The sequence below is a fragment of the Photobacterium makurazakiensis genome, assembly GCF_050336715.1.
In the GTDB taxonomy this organism is placed as follows: domain Bacteria; phylum Pseudomonadota; class Gammaproteobacteria; order Enterobacterales; family Vibrionaceae; genus Photobacterium; species Photobacterium makurazakiensis.
In genome coordinates this window covers 226,748-242,554 of the sequence record NZ_JAKJSJ010000009.1, presented here as the reverse complement: position 1 = coordinate 242,554, position 15,807 = coordinate 226,748, and the positions used below count along the sequence as shown (strand labels likewise).

Genomic DNA, 15,807 nt, shown 5'->3' with positions numbered 1-15,807 from the left:
GCCTGAGTATATGTAGAGGGGGAGTTATGTCAGTCACTGAAAGTAAGTTGGCAGCAACGGTACCTGTTTTACAGGTGCAGATGGGGGGCAAATCCGTTGCTGGTGTTAGGGCGACCAACCAAGATGCATTTGCTGTCAGCATCCCCAAACGGCAGGCGGAGCTGAAACATAAGGGCGTTGTTGCCTGCATTGCTGATGGTGTCAGCTGCAGTGACTATGGCCAGCAGGCGAGCCATACGGCAGTGACTCAGTTTATTGATGACTATTATGCTGCTCCTACTACGTGGGGGGTTAGGCATACTGTTGCCAAAGTACTGAATGCACTCAATCTGTGGTTATTTGCCCATGGCGATCAGCATCAACTCACCCACAATGGTTTGATCACCACATTTTCAGCTGTGGTGATCAAATCGAATACGGCACATATCGCCCATGTTGGTGATAGCCGGATCTACCATTATCGCGCGGGACGTTTTGTTCAAGTAACCCAAGATCACTGTCGGCGGCATATAGGTACTCGCCGCTTTCTTACCCGAGCGTTAGGGATGGATAACCACCTTGAAGTTGATTTCCAACAGCTTAAGTTAGAGCAGGGAGATTGGTTGTTGATGACTACTGACGGGGTGCATGACTGGTTGTCGGATACCCAACTTGTGGCGGTGATCTCTGGTGGGAAAAATAGGGTAGATCCAGAGCGACTTGCTGAGGATGTGATAGAACAGGCACTGGTAGCAGGTAGTACTGATAATGTGAGCTGTTTATTATTACGGATTGATGACTTGCCAACGATGAGTCTGCAAGAAACCATTACCGATCTGACCAAAAGGGCGATACCTCCTGTTATGGAGGTGGGTAATCGTATTGATCAATACGAAATTATACGTGTACTTCATAGCGGTACACGTAGTCATGTTTATCTTGCTAGCAGCTTATTTGACGGTAAATCATACGTACTAAAGACACCATCAATAAACTGTGAGGATGATTATCAATATTTACAAGCATTTGTTCGTGAAGGTTGGGTTGGTGAGCAAATACAACATTCTAGTGTGATGAAAATACACCCTCATTCAAGGTCATCCTCTTTCTTATATCACGTTTGTGAATATATTGAAGGAAGGACCTTAAGGCAGTGGATGTATGACAACCCAACACCTGAACTAGATAAAGTAAGGGTGATTGTGAGTGAAATAATAAAATCGTTACGAGTGCTTCAGCGAAATGGTATTGTACACCGTGATCTTAAGCCAGAAAATATAATCATTAATGGAAAAAATAAAATAACAATTATTGATTTTGGTGCAGCTCAAGTTGACGGACTTAATGAAATAGGTTCACCAATAAAAGAGGAGTTACCCGTTGGTGATTTGAAATATATATCTCCTGAATGTTTGGCTACCCGAAAAGCGACATTTAAAGCAGATATGTTTTCGCTCGTGGTTATAACCTATGAAATGTTAACTGGGAAGTACCCCTATAATGTATTCCCTGTTGCTGAATCTAAGAAAGGTATTAATAAAAAAATAACGTATACGTCACTGAAAGTATATCGGGATGATTTACCACCTTGGCTTGATCTCGTTGTCCAAAAGGGGTGCCATCCTGAGGATACACACCGCTATCAGGCTTTTACTGAATTAGAGTTTGAACTTTCTACTCCCTGTGAGAGTCTATTATTAGACGGTGCTAATTTACCCCTGATAAAAAAAGATCCGGTCTTGTTTTGGAAAGTTATTTGTGTGATTTTAACCGTCATTATTGCAATCCAACTTTATCTGTAGAGTAGGTTATTTTATAAAGTTTATCGTTCGGAATAAAAGGGTCGATATACCTATACGCAGTCTGATTTTATCAAATATTTATATTAATTAATCATGGCCACTTTCATTAATGCATATAACTTATTAATTAACTAAAAATAATTGAGATCATCCTTCCATATATATTCTGATTGTTTTGTGCAATGCAAAATAATGCCTATAAATATAGGCGTCAGCTGAACGTCTATGTCTAGTAAAGTCGATAATAAATGCATGTTTATAGTAATGCGGTCATTGGATGATTGAGTTACCTATAAACCAACTATTAGTAGATACTGGAAAAGCAGTGGTTAACCTTTCCTGCGGGCAGTTGACTTCCTTACAATAATTATGGAAGTTTACAATGAAAAAAATAATACCTTTGTCAGTTGGTGCAGCAACGGTAATGGCTGCCATTACTTCATTTCAGGTAAGTGCACATGGTTGGACCGATTTCCCTAAAGCACGCCAAATGTTTTGTTATGAAGACGGTGGGTATGACTGGCCAACAGATGGTTCCGGGATCCCTAATGCAGCGTGTCGCGCCACATTCCTAGAGTCAGGCACTTACCCATTTGTACAAAAAAATGAATACGCAGCGATTGTCATGAATCACGGTGATGAGAATGCAGTTAAAGCCGTCGTGCCAGATGGCCAACTTTGCTATGGCGCAGACGCCAAGAAAAGTGGTATCGGTGTGGCTTCTGCAGATTGGCAGCGCACAACGTTAAAAGCGGGTGAAACGATCCAAATGAAGTTTTTGGCGACCGCGCCGCATAACCCAAGCTATTGGGAAATCTATTTATCTAAGCCATCTTATAATGCCGCTTACAGCCGTTTAGGTTGGGATGATGTTGAGCTGATTGCCGAGTACGGCAATATAGAAAAAGTACGTATCGGAAGTGATGATTTCTACCTTATGGATATTACCATGCCAGCAGGTCGCACAGGCGAAGCAACGTTATTTACTCGCTGGCAACGAACTGATGGTGGCGGTGAAGGTTTCTATAACTGTAGTGATATTAAATTTGAAGGCGATGCGCCGCCACCTGAATGGAGCGAGCTAGGCTCTTATGTTCAGCAAGGTTTAGTCGCTGATGTCGGCGATCATATTCTGTATCGTATTTTCAATGAAAACGGTTCTGAAATTGTTGAAGAGAAGTTGCCGATAACCGCTCAAAATCAAGATATTCATGCTTGGTCATATGAGCTTGCTCAGCTGATTAATGAGCAACATAAAACGATTACTCAGGTGGGTATTGAGCAGCAGTCAGGAGTGATCACTTATGATCAGTCAGATCTCTATGCTAATAAAGTGTATGTAACCAACCCTGACTATCGATATGCGCTAGATATACGTGACGGTGATGTTATTGAACCAGCACCGGTTGAAGTTACGGGTCTGAAGTCAGAATATACGCAAGGCAGTGATGGTAAAACATTGATTGATGCGACGGTTAGTTCTGAAGGCCATTACAGCATCAATATGAACCTGCTAGATAGCAATGGTCAACAAGTTACATCAGCAACAGATACGGTTGATAATGGTAATATTGTGCTTAGCGTTCTCACAACACAGCTCGGTAGCTTTACTGTTGAAGTAACAGCTGCTGCTGAAGGCAGCACAGAGCATGAAGTGATAACTGCTCAGTCGATCACCATTAAAGAGTCTTCAGGTGGTGGTGACTATGATTTCGAATACCCAGAAGGGATCGGTAGTTATGTACCAGGTGAAACAGTGGTATTAGGCCGTGATGGAAGCACTTACGAGTGTCGTCCATTCCCTGAGGGTGGTTGGTGTAATATCGATTCAGCTGCTCACTATGAGCCGGGTTTTGGTTCTGCTTGGCAGGATGCTTGGATCAAGCAATAAGTCGTAGATTAATTTACTAAGACATTGAAAGCGCTGGCATAGTCCAGCGTTTTTTTATGCCAGCCATCTCACACTTCTCAATAGGGTTTATTGTCTAGATGAAACTGAATGTTTCCTATGGTAGACAATATATATACTCAACGTGTTGATTATTTGATCGTGCTCAAATTACTTCTTATCAATGCCGCGGAGAAAAACATAGATTGAGCAAGATCAAATTGCTGCACAAGATAGCAGTGTTAGATCATAGCGAGAAGTAGAGAAGAGACTGATTACAGGTAACCCGTTTGTCATCAATTTTGATAAGAGGGTTAAAGTAATTAGTATTTGATAGATATGGAGAAATCATCATGAGTAGCGCATTTTTTATCCCAGCAGTAAACCTAATGGGTGCAGGCTGCCTAACAGAAGCAGTTGATGCTATACAGGCACATGGTTTCAAGAAGGCACTGATTGTAACGGATAAAGTGCTTAGCCAAATTGGTATGGTGAAACAAGTTGCCGATTTGCTTTCTGAGCGAAATGTTGACTCTGTTGTTTTTGATGGGACACAACCAAACCCAACCATAGGTAACGTTGAATCAGGCTTAGCACTGTTGCAAGAAGGTCAGTGCGACTTTGTTATCTCACTGGGTGGCGGTTCTCCACATGATTGTGCCAAAGGTATTGCGCTGGTCGCTTCAAATGGTGGCAAGATTGGTGACTATGAAGGTGTTGATCAGTCAGCAAAACCTCAGCTGCCGTTGATTGCTATTAACACCACCGCAGGTACTGCATCAGAAATGACGCGCTTTTGTATTATTACCGATGAAGCGCGCCATATTAAAATGGCAATTGTGGACAAAAATACCACGCCGCTAATGTCGGTAAATGATCCAGAATTGATGCTAGCCAAACCAGCATCTCTAACAGCTGCTACAGGTATGGATGCACTGACGCATGCGATTGAAGCTTATGTGTCTACTGCAGCGACACCGATTACCGATGCGGTGGCAATTAAAGCCATTGAGCTTATTCAGGCTCACTTACGTACGGCAGTTAACGATGGCCAGAGCATTGAAGCGCGTGAGCAAATGGCTTATGCCCAGTTTATGGCGGGCATGGCATTTAACAATGCCTCACTAGGCTACGTTCATGCGATGGCACACCAGTTAGGTGGTTTTTACGACTTGCCGCACGGCGTTTGTAATGCGGTACTACTGCCACATGTTCAGCGTTATAATGCACAGGTTTGCCCTGAGCGCCTAAGTGATGTGGCAAAAGCCATGGGTGTAAACGTTGAAGGTATGACGCCAGAGCAAGGTGCAGAAGCTGCATTGGAAGCTATCCAAATTCTATCAAAAGACGTTGGTATTCCGGCTGGCTTATCCGAGCTGGGTGCTAAAGCTGAAGATATTACCATCCTTGCTGATAATGCATTAAAAGATGCATGTGGTTTTACCAACCCTAAACAAGCAACGCATGAAGACATTTCGGGGATTTTTGCAGCTGCGCTGTAATGCAATAACCTGGGATTGAAAGTAACGTTGGTATATAAAAAGCGGCTTAAATGCCGCTTTTTTAATGGTGAGATTGAAGCTGATCGTTTAATTTTTGTTTGGCTTGGTGAGTAAAATACAGCAAGCCATTTTTTCCCTGTTGTTTTACTTCGTACATAGCAAAATCAGCTTGTTGTAATAACGTGGGTATTGTTTGCGCTGTGACCGGGTATTCACTAGCACCAATGCTGGCAGAAATCGTGTGCTCCTTACCAGCATAGTAGGCAGGCTGTTTGAATATATTAATTAGTTGTGTACTAATACATGACTTCTTTCCTGTTTTCGGCTGACATAGATCAATGACGGCGAACTCATCGCCTCCCATACGAGCCACTTTAAAGTGTCTACAGTTTAGGGTTGTTAATCGAGTTGCAATTTCTATCAATAAGTCGTCACCCGCTTGATGCCCTAATGTATCATTTATTTGTTTAAAACCATCTAAATCGATAAGGTAAAAAGTAAACGGAGTCTTACTTTCGGTTAGGCTAATTAATTTATTATTGAGCCATAAGCGATTATGAACACCGGTTAACGAGTCATTCATTGCCAATTTGTGGTGAAGGCGCGAATCTCTATAAAGAATAAAAACAATCATAATGCCAAATAGCAGTGTTGCAATGAATAGGTAACGAATCAATATTTCCATTTTATCTACGGCGTTAACTTGCTTAGCTAATTCGCCACTTGAAAGTCGAAACTTGTGATTAAGAAAGATAACTAAATCGTCGTAATCGTGACGAACCGTATTTAAGATTGGCTGTATATTTTGAGTGGTAGGTAAGTTTATTAAATCGCTTTCTATGGATTGGATAAAACGATAGTGCTCGATCAACTCTTGTTGCGCACCACTGAAGGAGTGTAAATGGATGATCTCTGAATTAATGAGTATGGTTTTAAATCGACTCCATAAAATTTCATATTGCAGCATCATATCGTTATAGTCACTATGTTGAGACTGATAGCTACGTAGTTGATAGTTAAACTCTGCATATTCTTTAGAAAGTTGAAGTACATACCAAATAGCTTCGTTTTGGCTTTTAGCAATAATGTTAGATGTGTGCTTTAGCGATCCTATTGCCGCGATAATGCTGAACATCAGAAGTGGGATGACGAGAAAAAATACTGCCCTGATAGACTTTTTTTTAGTTAGCATTATTTTAATAATTACTGCTTCGTTTCAATAAATTCTATTTGCCACACCATTTTCCCCAGGTGCTCTGTTTGAGCAAGTTCCGGATAAGCATCAATTGAGGCGACTAACCAATAAGGGCCATAGTTTCTAACTTTTAGATATTTTCCATTTTTTTTGATAGCTATTAGAGGGTTAAATTCATCAAGATATTGCTGAGAAACATCAACTTGATAATCATTTAATGCTGTTACTGTAATGGTTTTATAGCTCAGAGAATATATGTTAAGCAAATCTGACAGTAGTACGCCTTCAAATTCAGCTGTACCTTCAAACCAAGGCAAGCGAGTCGATAGGTTACTTTGCGGCAAAGTCTCCAGTTTGCTGCGCTCAAGCGTAATTGATATTTTTTCACCAGAGGCGGTTGCACCTGACAATGTTAATGGTGGTGTGTAAGCTAGTGATAATAATGGAAAAAATAATAACGACATTAAAAGTGTAACACGTCCCAGTTGTGTTGCCAGCATCTTAAAAACCTTATTTATTTGTTTTTATATAGTGTAGTTGTTTATAGGAAGACAGCAGTCGAATACGGCTAAAAAAGTCAAGATTTAAGGGGGTAGATCAAAATAAAAGTTGAAAAACCTTGAGGTCGATCCAGTTACTCACTAGAATCGCCCCTTCTTTTGTCATTCTATAAATCGTTTTGCGTTGAATGATACTCATGGCTTACGTCATGTCTGTCAGGGTCTCCCTGTTATTAACAACCCTTGGTTGTATCTATGTCTCTTGAGTTTTGCGAAAGAGACTACCTGAAAACAATCTGTGTTTAACTCAATTATCCAGGAGTGAAAATTGGAAATTTTCAATTTCGTTCTGGACAACTGGGATGTCATTGTCTCTCGTACTGTAGAGCACTTGTCATTGGTTAGCTTAGCTGTTGGCTTAGCGATGCTAACTGGCGTGCCTATTGGTATTGCAATCACCCAGAATCAACGTGCAGCAAATATCGTGCTGTATGTTGCGTCCATTATTATTACGATTCCATCTATTGCATTGTTTGGGATCATGATCCCCGTGCTGTCAATTATCGGCCAAGGGATCGGCTATTTACCTGCAGTTATTGCAGTCTTGTTGTATTCGCAGCTACCCATTATTCGTAACACTTATACCGCGATTACTAACGTTGACCCGGCACTACGTGAAGCCGCTCGTGGCATTGGCTTAACCAATATGCAGCGTTTACGCCTTGTTGAAATTCCGCTAGCCATTCCTGTCATTATGGCGGGTGTTCGTATGGCGGTAGTGATGAACATTGGTGTAATGGCCATTGCAACTTATATCGGTGCTGGTGGCCTCGGTACTTTCATTGCTCGTGGTATCAGCCAGTCTGATCCGCGTCAGTTGATTGTTGGTGCGGTTACCGTCAGCCTGTTAGCCATTTTTGCTGACACTTTTCTGGCTAAAATCCAGAAGAAATTCACACCGAAAGGCGTCGTTGTTCACGGCTAAAGTATTACGAATTAAGAGGGTGTTTTCATGATCCAACTTGAGAACCTGACAAAAATTTTCGAAACACCACAGGGCGTGGTGACGGCTGCCGACCATATCAATATGGAAGTTCCAACTGGCGAAATCTGTGTGTTACTTGGCCCTTCTGGTTGTGGCAAAACGACAACATTAAAAATGATTAACCGTTTGGTGACCCCAACATCAGGCCGAGTTTTGATCAACGGTGAAGATACGACAGGTATCGATACAGTTACGCTGCGCCGTAATATTGGTTATGTGATCCAGCAAATCGGTTTGTTCCCGAACATGACGATTGAAGAAAATATTGCCCTTATCCCGAAACTAATGGGATGGGACGCAAAACGTTGTACTCAGCGTGCTAAAGATTTGCTCGATATGGTTGCACTAGATCCGAACGCTTTCATGAAGCGTTACCCGAATGAACTTTCGGGCGGGCAGCAACAGCGTGTGGGTGTGGTACGTGCGCTAGCGGCAGATGCACCTGTCCTTTTGATGGATGAACCTTTTGGTGCTATTGACCCAATCAACCGTGAAGTCATTCAGGAAGAATTCCTGAAAATGAACAAAGAGCTGAAAAAAACCATCATGTTCGTGTCACATGATATTGATGAAGCGGTGAAAATGGCGAATAAAATTGCCATTTTCCGTGATGGTCAGCTAGAGCAATACTCAAGCCCAGATCAGTTACTGGCACATCCAGCCACTGACTTTGTTTCTGACTTTGTCGGTACCGATCGCACCTTGAAGCGCCTGCAGCTTTCTACAGCCGGTGAGGTAATGGAAAACCATGTGCCGACAGTGATGCCAAGCGATAACCTTGAAGTTGCTAAGCAGCGTATGGAAGAGTACGGCCATGGCATGATTGTGATGGTGAATAACCAGCATCAGCCTGTGGGCGTTATTAACAAATCTGTTGCTATGAGCCAGCGTGGATTGTGTAGTGATCACTTTGATGGCCTGCCAATTCTAATGAAGCAAGAGCAGGATTTACGTGCGGTTGTTTCGAAAATGTTTGCACATGATATTAGCTGGTTAGCCGTGGTTGATGATCAGGGCCGTTTGTGTGGTGAAATTTCACAGCGTGGTATTACACACCACCTGGGAGCAAGCTTCCGAACGAAGGGGTAAGGGATGAAGTCAATTAATCTGAGCCCTTACATCAATGCTCTACTGATGTTGGTTGTCTTTACGCTTGGAATCTGGGCGCAGTCCTCTGGGTTTATTGAACAATTTATCTATTACTGGGATGAAATTGTTTATTTATCTGGTCACCACATCAAGCTAACCCTGATTTCGGGCTCTATTGCGGTGATGATTGGTATTCCGGTCGGGGTGATTTTAAGTCGTCCGTCTTGCCGTAAGATTGCAGATATTGTGATGCAGATTTTTAACGTGGGTACAACAGTACCGACGCTCGCTGTATTAGCACTATCGATGAGCTTTTTAGGTATAGGTGATAAGCCTGCCGTTTTCGCGTTAGCGTTTGCATCGGTTTTACCTATTTTGCGTAATACCTATACGGGCTTACTTTCGGTTCCTGCGCACCTTAAAGAGGCGGCAACAGGGATCGGCCTTACACCTTGGCAGCAGCTGATGAAAGTTGAGTTGCCCAATGCGATGTATGTGATCATGGCAGGTGTGCGTACTGCAATTGCGATTAATATCGGTACGGTGCCATTGGCGTTCCAGATTGGTGGTACAGGCTTAGGCGAACTGATTTTTGCGGGTATCGACTTGTATGATACGCCAATGATGCTTGCTGGTGCGATTCCAACTGCAGTGTTAGCACTGATTGCGGATATTCTTCTGGGCATGCTGACTTACTTTGTCGTCAGTAAAGGCGTTAACCCTAATCGTAAGTAAGAGGCAACAATGAAACGCATTATTTCTTTATTGGCTACTGTTGCATTGCTCAGCTCTGCATCAGTCATAGCGGCAGGCAAGCTGGTTGTTGGCGGTAAGGGTTATACCGAGCAGTTGATTATGTCTTCAATGACGGCGCAGTACTTGTCTAACCTGGGCTATGACGTTGATCAGCGTGATGGCATGGGTTCGACCGTGTTGCGTACCGCACAGTTGAATGGCCAAATTGACTTGTACTGGGAGTACACCGGTACAGGTTTGGTGACCTTTAATAAGGTGGTTGATAAGCTGACCCCAGCAGAAACTTACCTGCGTGTAAGAGAGCTCGATCAGAAAGTGGGCTTAGTATGGTTGAATCCGTCATTGGCGAATAATACCTATGCACTTGCAATGCGTAAGGACTTTGCCAAAGAAAAGGGCATTGAATCAATTACCGATATGATGGACTGGCTTCAAACCGAAGATGGCCAAGATGCTCAGCTTGCAACGAACATTGAATTCTCGGCTCGTCCAGATGGCTTGAAGTCTCTGTTAGAAGCTTATAACTTTACGCTGCCTCGTCATAATCTTCGTAAGATGAATTCAGGCCTAGTGTATCAAGCTCTCTCACAGAACGTTGTTGATATCTCTATGGTGTTTGCGACTGATGGGCGTGTTAAAGCGTTTGATTTTTATGTTCTAAAAGATGACCGCAATCACTTTCCTAACTATGCGTTAACACCTGTTGTACGCCAGGATACGTTAGATAAGCATCCTCAACTTGCTGAGCAGCTTAACGTATTATCTGCGTTAATGGACGATGAAATTATGTCGACATTAAATGCAACGGTTGATGTTGATGGTGTCTCGATTGAACGCGCCTCACGTGAGTTTTTACAGCAGAATAACTTGCTGTAATAAAAGCCTAAAATAATAAAAGGCCAGCATTAGCTGGCCTTTTTAATGGTAACAATATGATGAAAAGTGAATTGAAGGTCGGTATCGCACAAATTGCCCCTGTGCTAGGCGATGTTACAGCGAACCGAGAAAAGCACCTTAGCTATATTAAACAGGCTCATGCACAAGGCGTTGAGCTATTGCTGTTTCCTGAGCTATCACTAACTGGGTATAGTTTGAAAGAGCAAACCCTTGACGTTGCTATGCCGGTGACTGATGCGCTGTTTAATGAGCTCGCAGCAGCTGCTGGTAATATGACAGTGAGTGTTGGTTTTGTTGAAGAAGCGGCCGCTGGTGAATTCTATAATGCACAGGCACTGATAAAGAAAGAACAACCATTGCATGTGCATCGCAAGATAAATCTACCTAACTATGGCGGATTAGAAGAAGCGAAATGGTATAGCAAAGGCCAAGATCTAACGATGTGCGAACCCATTAGTGGTTGGCCTATGCATACACTGATTTGTGCGGATCTATGGAATCCAGCACTGCCTCATCTTGCGATGTTAGATAAGCCTGCAATTATGCTTGCCCCGGTTAATTCAGCAGCCGATATTGTTTCTGATGAGTTCTCAAACCCGCAGGGCTGGAAGACAAACACTGATTTTATTTCAATGACCTATGGTGTGCCTTTATTGATGGCCAATAGCTGTGCCCGTGAAGGGAATAGTCAGTTGTGGGGCGGCTCTCGCATTATGGATGCATTTGGCAACTGCGTGGCTGAAGCAGGTTCTGAAGAGGCATTAATTACTGCGAATTTGAAGCTGGAAGATACACGGGTAGCTCGCTTCCAGTTACCCACAATTCGAGATGCAGACTCAAGGTTAATGCTTGATTTGTTAGCGAAGCGCATTGGAAAGTAACGTTAGCGGCTGATATCGCAAGTATAATGTCTTGCCGGTATTATTGATAAAGCGATGATACTAGTGATATATCTAGTAYCATCGTATTCAAAAGTGGTTCAGAATTTATAATAATGGGCTAAACATATAAAAGAACTGTTCAATTAATTTATTGGTAATATGCCGCTTTTCCCATTCCTCTTTATTCACTAATGACGAATCTTTAATATATTCTTGCTGGAGCCAATTTAATTGTTGGGTAAATTCCAAATTATCAACAGCAAGTGTTACTTCAAAATTAAGCCAGAGGCTACGCATATCGAGGTTAACGGTACCAATTAAACAGTGGTTCCGATCGATGACAACGGATTTTGTATGCAGTAACCCGCCATGAAAACGATGAATATTGACCCCTGCAGTTAATAGCTCAGTAAAGAATGATCGGCTTGCCCATTCCACCATAATTGAGTCATTTTTATCGGGAATAATGATATCGACAATCACACCGCGCTCAGCTGCACTTTTCAACGCGTGAAGTAGGTTTTCACTTGGTACGAAATAGGGGGTTGTAATCACAACACTTTCTTTCGCTTGATAAATACTCAGTAGCAAGACTTGGTGAATGATTTCATCAGGCATCCCTGGGCCTGATGGTATGACTTGAATCATATCGATATTTTGATTGGTGCTCGGCAATGAACACTCAGGTTGGGAAGGTAAGTAACGATCTCCCGTTTCGACTTCCCAATCCCATGCCTGTATACAGTTCATGACTGATACCGTTGGCCCAGTTACTCTTACCATTACATCAACCCATTGACCCACACCCGCATCTGTTTTGAAAAATGCTGGATCAACGAGGTTCATCGAACCGGTATAACCAATGGCGCTATCGATAACGACAATTTTACGGTGCTGGCGTAAATCCAATCGGCGAAAAAACATCCTTAAAGGGCTTACAGCCAGAGCGGCAGTGATATCAATTCCTGCGTGCCGCATTAGTTTGGGCCAATGCGAGCGGAAAAAACGCGAGCTGCCTGCTGCATCTAATAAGATCTTTACGTTCACACCACGCCTAGCGGCTAGAACAAGTGCACTTGCAACCTCGTCGGCTAACCCTCCTGGGTGCCAGATATAAAACTCCATGTCGATGGACGATTTAGCCTGATTGATATCATCAATGAAAGAACGAAGGATCTTTTGTGGGGAATCTTGTAGTGACAGTGTGTTCCCACTTAATGCTGGAATACCTAAACGGTTTTCACAAAGATCGTTGATAGGCCTAGCGTGCTCGCTCATTAAATGCGGTTGGTGCCCAGAACAGTCATTAAGGCGCTGAAACCAGTCTGCAAAGGGTTGGAACATGTCTTTTGAACGTTCTGCTCGTTTTTTCCCGAGATTCAGTTCGCCAAATAACAAATAAGCCATAACACCACCCACAGGAATGATGTAGATAATCATAAGCCAAGCCAATGATACCCCTACGACGCGGCGCTTAAAGACAACACGCATCGTGACCGCAGCAATCATTAGCCAATAGAAGAAAACACCGACCCAGGTAAGTACTTGGTAAAACTGTTCCATTTAAATGATTTTTTTGAGTTTTGTTATTACCTATTCTGCATTGAAACGGTAGGAATACCAGCGAAATAACGCGCAAAGCAGAGAAAGATCATTGAACGTCGTAAAGAAAATTATGCTGATATGTATGACATATGTAACAGGAACTTAATGCGGGCGTGTAAAAAATAAGCGATATGATGATAAAAGTGGAAAAAAAGCAGTTAATGATCAAAAAGTATGATCATGGCCTTCACATTCTAATCGCAACCTGTTTTACTTGCTACCTATAGAGCGTCAAAAACACATTTTATAAGTGTACAATAAAGTTTACAGAATATAACTGACGCCTATCTCAAGCACACACAACAGAATATTTTGGAGAGAACGTGGCGAATAGTAATACAACCACAGCACCCCGTGAGAATTGGGGGTCAAGATTAGGCTTCGTAATGGCCGCGGCAGGATCCGCAGTAGGTCTAGGTAACATTTGGAAGTTCCCATACACAGCTGGTGAGAGTGGTGGTGGTGCTTTTGTCTTTATCTATCTATTGTTCGTTATCTTTATCGGTTTCAGCGTTATGCTGACTGAATTTGCCGTGGGCCGTAAAACAGGCCTTTCCGCAGTAGGTGCTTTTAAATCAACGGATCGTCGCTGGTCATTCGTCGGGGTGATTGGTGTTGTCAGCGGCCTGCTTATTATGGGCTTCTATCCAGTCGTTGGTGGCTGGGCAATCGCATACATCTATAAAATTTCATCTGGGCTATTAAGCACACCAGAAGCAATTGGTGATAGCTTTGGTAGCTTCATTTCTAATCCAGTTCAACCTTTGATGTGGATGGGCCTATACCTTGTATTCAACATTCTTGTTGTAATTAAGGGTATTTCAGGCGGTATCGAGAAAGCAGGTAAAGTCCTGATGCCTCTACTGTTTGCTATCTTAATCTTGGTTGCAATTAAAGGTCTTACTCTTCCTGGCGCATCGGCTGGCCTAGAGTTCCTATTTAAACCAGATTTTTCTAAAGTAGACAGCAGCGTTGTCTTGGCTGCACTAGGTCAGGCTTTCTTCTCACTAAGTCTAGGTATGGGTTGTATGATCACATACGGTAGCTACCTGAAGAAGAAAGAGAACTTAGTTCAAACGACGGCGATGGTAACAGCGATGGATACTGGTGTTGCGTTGCTTGCCGGTCTAGCGATGTTCCCAGCGATGTTCGCTTTCAACATGGAACCAGCAGCAGGCCCAGGTCTAATCTTCGTTGTCGTTCCTCAGCTATTTGCTGAAATGGGCGGTATTGTTGGTCTGTTACTTGCGCTACTGTTCTTTATTGCACTAAGTGTTGCTGCTCTGACATCTTCAGTCTCTTTACTTGAAGTTGTGGTTTCATACCTGATTGACGAAAAAGGCATGAAGCGTCCTACGGCGGTATTCTCTGCAAGTGCGGTAATGGCTGTATTGTGTGTGTTCGCATCGCTGTCTCTTGGCGGTACGGGACCACAGTTGTTCGACACTGGTGCCTTTGATGTCTTCGATTTGCTGACTGATAAGATCTTCCTAGCTGTGGGCGGTATGTTAGTGTGTATCTTTGCAGGCTGGCGTCTGAGCCGTAGTGAGCTAGAAAAAGAGATCACTAACGATGGTGAGATTAAATTCCCACTATTTGGCCTATGGTACAACCTAGTTAAGTACGTGATTCCTTTCGCTATCGCTATCGTTGCTATTGCAGGTGTGAAAGCCGGCTTTGACAGCGGGAAAGGTGAAATTATGGTGCTGGGCTTGGTGATTATCGGTATCGGCGGATTAATTTCTAAGAAGCTGTAAACCTGACTTCAAGCAGTCACTCTAAATAGTAAAGCGAGAACCGTAGAGGTTCTCGCTTTTTTGTTGTTAGAGTACGCCCTTAGCTGGCTTTAAAAACAATACTCGGTATACTTCTTGCTCCAAAATCGGAGCCAGATTGCTATGTTCGATATCCTTCATACTCACCCCGACTACCTAGTCATTAACAAGCACCCTAACGTTTCTGTTCACAAAGATGACGGCGATACCATGCTGTTGCAAGAAGTGGCCAACCAGAGTGGGGACGAGCAGCTTTATCTCATACATCGTTTAGATAAGATGACCTCTGGCTTGTTGTTGCTCGGTCGTAATAAGCAAGCTGCAGCTGTATTGTCTGCCAATTTTGCTAATCGTGATGTGGAAAAATATTATGTCGCGATTGGGACTAAAAAGCCGAAGAAAAAACAAGGCATTATTATTGGCGACATGAGTCGTTCTCGCCGAAGTAGCTGGAAGTTGGAATCGAGTACAGAAAACCCTGCGGTCACTCAATTTTTCTCGACTGCAGCAGGTAACGGTCGGCGATTATTTTTGTGCAAACCCTACACCGGGAAAACGCATCAAATTCGTGTGGCATTAAAAAGTATTGGCTCTGGTATTGCCGGGGACGGTATTTACGGTTGCGAACCTTTAGATCGCGGTTATTTACATGCCTATGCGCTGCGTTTTCCATACCAGGGGGAGCTGTGGCAATTTATTTGTGCTCCAACAGTGGGTGAGCTGTGGGGTATTGATGAGACAGTGCAAACTTTGCAGCAATGGTCCGAACCTTGGACTCTCGATTGGCCGGTAATACCAAGCAAAATAAAAAGGTCATAAAGTAATCAGGTTATATGGTTTTGATGTGTGGAAATACCCTCTTACATTGCTTTTTTAGCTGAAGTGGATATTTA

General features: G+C 43.0%; 13 protein-coding genes. 10 read left to right on the top strand and 3 right to left on the bottom strand.

Going from position 1 to position 15,807, the window contains the following annotated elements; genetic code table 11:
- Window positions 1–26 precede the first annotated feature (26 nt).
- The 3 genes from L4D09_RS01410 to yiaY all read left to right on the top strand — a co-directional run bounded on the left by L4D09_RS01410 (window position 27) and on the right by yiaY (window position 5,171).
- A complete protein-coding gene (locus tag L4D09_RS01410; protein WP_428455701.1) occupies window positions 27–1,781 on the top strand; it encodes a bifunctional protein-serine/threonine kinase/phosphatase in 1,755 nt (584 codons plus the stop codon).
- Window positions 1,782–2,163: 382 nt separating this feature from the next.
- The gene (locus tag L4D09_RS01405) at window positions 2,164–3,672 is read left to right on the top strand and encodes a lytic polysaccharide monooxygenase (RefSeq protein ID WP_428455700.1); all 1,509 of its coding nucleotides are present in this window, start codon (window positions 2,164–2,166) and stop codon (window positions 3,670–3,672) included.
- Window positions 3,673–4,022: 350 nt separating this feature from the next.
- Window positions 4,023–5,171 carry an L-threonine dehydrogenase gene (gene yiaY, locus L4D09_RS01400; protein WP_428455699.1) on the top strand — a complete coding sequence of 383 codons (1,149 nt, stop codon included), beginning with the start codon at window positions 4,023–4,025 and terminating at the stop codon, window positions 5,169–5,171.
- A gap of 61 nt (window positions 5,172–5,232) precedes the next feature.
- Here yiaY and L4D09_RS01395 read toward each other — a convergent pair whose 3' ends face one another.
- Together L4D09_RS01395 and L4D09_RS01390 are read right to left on the bottom strand one after the other, a co-directional pair.
- A complete protein-coding gene (locus L4D09_RS01395) occupies window positions 5,233–6,363 on the bottom strand; it encodes a diguanylate cyclase domain-containing protein (RefSeq protein WP_428455698.1) in 1,131 nt (376 codons plus the stop codon).
- 11 nt (window positions 6,364–6,374) lie between these two features.
- Window positions 6,375–6,866 (bottom strand): putative pterin-binding protein, encoded by a 492-nt coding sequence (locus tag L4D09_RS01390; protein WP_428455697.1) that lies wholly within the window; start codon window positions 6,864–6,866, stop codon window positions 6,375–6,377.
- Window positions 6,867–7,194: 328 nt separating this feature from the next.
- Here L4D09_RS01390 and L4D09_RS01385 point away from each other — a divergent pair, with 328 nt between their 5' ends.
- The 5 genes from L4D09_RS01385 to L4D09_RS01365 are packed head-to-tail and all read left to right on the top strand — an operon-like array spanning window position 7,195 to window position 11,534.
- The gene (locus L4D09_RS01385; RefSeq protein ID WP_428455696.1) at window positions 7,195–7,851 is read left to right on the top strand and encodes an ABC transporter permease; all 657 of its coding nucleotides are present in this window, start codon (window positions 7,195–7,197) and stop codon (window positions 7,849–7,851) included.
- A gap of 27 nt (window positions 7,852–7,878) precedes the next feature.
- On the top strand, window positions 7,879–9,000 hold the full coding sequence (locus L4D09_RS01380; protein WP_428455695.1) for an ABC transporter ATP-binding protein: 1,122 nt from the start codon (window positions 7,879–7,881) through the stop codon (window positions 8,998–9,000).
- A 3-nt stretch (window positions 9,001–9,003) separates the two neighbouring features.
- Entirely contained in the window at window positions 9,004–9,735 is a 732-nt protein-coding gene (locus L4D09_RS01375) for an ABC transporter permease (protein ID WP_428455694.1), read from the top strand.
- Between the two features lie 9 nt (window positions 9,736–9,744).
- Window positions 9,745–10,632 (top strand): glycine betaine ABC transporter substrate-binding protein, encoded by an 888-nt coding sequence (locus tag L4D09_RS01370; protein WP_428455693.1) that lies wholly within the window; start codon window positions 9,745–9,747, stop codon window positions 10,630–10,632.
- Between the two features lie 56 nt (window positions 10,633–10,688).
- Window positions 10,689–11,534: a nitrilase-related carbon-nitrogen hydrolase gene (locus L4D09_RS01365; protein ID WP_428455692.1), complete on the top strand. Its 846-nt coding sequence runs from the start codon at window positions 10,689–10,691 to the stop codon at window positions 11,532–11,534.
- Between the two features lie 105 nt (window positions 11,535–11,639).
- On the opposite strand, the gene cls is transcribed toward L4D09_RS01365, so the two are convergent.
- Window positions 11,640–13,097, bottom strand: a complete 1,458-nt coding sequence (cls, locus tag L4D09_RS01360; protein ID WP_428455691.1) for a cardiolipin synthase — start codon at window positions 13,095–13,097, stop codon at window positions 11,640–11,642.
- 365 nt (window positions 13,098–13,462) lie between these two features.
- Here cls and L4D09_RS01355 point away from each other — a divergent pair, with 365 nt between their 5' ends.
- Window positions 13,463–14,896 (top strand): sodium-dependent transporter, encoded by a 1,434-nt coding sequence (locus tag L4D09_RS01355; protein ID WP_428455690.1) that lies wholly within the window; start codon window positions 13,463–13,465, stop codon window positions 14,894–14,896.
- A gap of 141 nt (window positions 14,897–15,037) precedes the next feature.
- Complete coding sequence (locus L4D09_RS01350) at window positions 15,038–15,733, top strand: TIGR01621 family pseudouridine synthase (protein ID WP_428455689.1); 696 nt, start codon at window positions 15,038–15,040, stop codon at window positions 15,731–15,733.
- The last annotated feature ends 74 nt before the right edge of the window (window positions 15,734–15,807 follow it).